This is a genomic window from Kytococcus sp. HMSC28H12, assembly GCF_001816045.1.
Classification (GTDB): Bacteria; Actinomycetota; Actinomycetes; order Actinomycetales; family Dermatophilaceae; genus Kytococcus; species Kytococcus schroeteri.
This window is the reverse complement of record NZ_KV824365.1, coordinates 1-2315: the sequence shown is the minus strand read 5'-3', so window position 1 is coordinate 2315 and position 2315 is coordinate 1. Positions and strand designations below refer to the sequence as shown.

Here is a 2315-nt window from a genome sequence, read left to right as displayed (position 1 = left end):
CCCCGACCACACCGTGGTCGGGGCCCTCCGTCATACCCCGGATGGAGCCGTTGCCGGACGGGCGGGAGCGTGTTGAATGTCATGCCGCCGGGGGCTAGGTTGCGTCCTCGGGACGGGGGATCCTCCCCCGCTGACCGCGGCCGACCGGCCGGCAGCGGCAGGTGCCTGACACACAGAGGGGAAGTTTCGTGATCAACAACGCTTCGCGCCAGGCCGTTGGGGCCCTGGGCATCGTCGGTCTCTCGCTGAGCGCGGCCCCGGCGGCCGTCGCCACCGGCGGCGCCAGCGACCAGCAGGCCGAGAAGGCCGAGTACGTGGTGATGCTCCAGCAGCCGGCCAAGGTGGCCCAGGCCGGCGGCCTGCACACCGCGTCCGGCAAGGCAGCCGCCCAGGCCCACACGGATGCCGCCGTCCGGCGCATCGAGGCCACGGGCATCGAGGCCGCGCAGACCTACCGCACGCTGGGCGGCTTCTCCGCCGAGCTCACGGCCGAGCAGGTGGCCCAGCTCGAGGCCGACCCGAGCGTCGCCCTGGTGAGCGAGAACCGCGAGTACCGGGTCACCGGCACCCAGTCCACCCCGCCCTCGTGGGGTCTGGACCGCATCGACCAGAAGGACCTCCCGCTCGACGCCAAGTACACCTACCCGTCGACGGGTTCGGGCGTGAACGTCTTCGTGCTCGACACCGGCCTGCGCTCCACCCACACGGACTTCAAGGGGCGCATCAAGCCCGGCCACAGCGTCATCGACGACGGCATGGGCACCACGGACTGCCACGGCCACGGCACGCACGTGGCCGGCACGGCTCTGGGCACCCAGTACGGCGTGGCCAAGGGAGCCACCGTCACGCCGGTGCGCGTCCTGGACTGTGACGGCTTCGGCGACTCGCGGGGCACGATGGCGGGCATCGACTGGATCGCCTCGAAGGCCAAGGGCCCGTCCGTGATGAACATGAGCCTGGGCAGCACCCAGCCCGGCGAGGACCCCGCTGAGGCAGCGGCGCTCTCCCGCCTCGAGGACGCTGGTGTGTTCATCGCGATGGCCGCCGGCAACGAGAGCGAGGACGCCTGCGACTACGCCCCCGGCAACGGCAAGGCCGGCCTCAACGTCGGCTCCACCGACCGCACCGACTCGATGTCGTCGTTCTCCAACTTCGGCACGTGCGTCGACGTCCTGGCCCCCGGCAGCGACATCGTGTCGGCCGGCCACGGCGCGGACGACGCCCACCAGACCATGTCCGGCACGTCCATGGCCTCGCCGCACGTGGCGGGCGCCGGCGCGCTGTACCTGGAGAAGCACCCGCAGGCCACCCCGGCCCAGGTCAAGAAGGCCATCCTGGACGCCGCCGCGGTCGACAAGATCAGCAACGTCAAGGGTTCCCCGAACCTGCTCCTCAACGTGCAGCGCCTGCTGACCGACCCCGAGCCGGGGCGCGACCTGATCCGCATCGGCGGGGCCGACCGCTACGAGACCGCCGCCAAGCTGGCCCTCAAGGACCGCAAGACGGCCGACACCGTCTTCATGGCCTCCGGCCAGGGCTTCGCCGACGCCATGTCCGCCGGCTCCGCGGCCCACACCCGGGCCCGGTCGATGCCGGACGGCGGCAAGGACGCCCCCGTGCTGCTGACCCGCACCGACCGCGTGCCGGCCTCCACGGCCAAGGCGCTCTCCTCCCTGAAGGCGAAGAAGGTCGTGCTGGTGGGTGGCGAGAAGGCCATCTCCGCCAAGGTGGCCTCCCAGCTGAAGGCCAAGGGCCTGGCGGTCGAGCGCATCGGTGGCGCCAACCGCTACGAGACCAGCGCCAACGTGGTCAAGCGCTTCGGCAAGGGCGTGAACACCCTGTACGTCGCCTCCGGTGACGACTCCGCCTACGCCGACGCCCTCGCGGGCTCGGCCCTGGCCGGCTCCCAGGACGCGCCCGTGCTGCTGACGCGTCCGACCAAGGTCGCCCCCGTGACGCAGCAGGCTGCCGACAACGCGGCGGCGAAGAAGGTCGTGGTGCTCGGTGGTCCCGCCGCCGTGAGCAACACCGTGGCCTCGAAGCTGGGCGCCACCTCGCGCCTCGCCGGTGCGGACCGCTACGCCACCTCGGTGCAGATCGCCAAGAAGTTCGGCAAGCACCAGTGGACCTTCGTCGCCTCCGGCATGGACTACCCGGACGCCCTGACCGGCGGCGCGCTGGCGGCCAGCAAGGACAGCCCGCTGCTGCTCACCCGCGACAACCGCCTGCCGGCCGTGGTGAACAGCTTCGTCAAGGCCGCGCCGACCCAGCACACCGCCATCATCGGTGGCCCGTCCGCCGTCTCCACCACCGTG

At 72.0% G+C, this 2315-nt stretch carries 1 protein-coding gene; it reads left to right on the top strand.

Annotated features, from left to right (window positions below; all coding sequences use genetic code 11):
• Window positions 1-188: 188 nt before the first annotated feature.
• Window positions 189-2315 (top strand): cell wall-binding repeat-containing protein (locus HMPREF3099_RS04075; RefSeq protein ID WP_070704309.1); only part of this gene is annotated, 2127 nt, incomplete at its 3' end.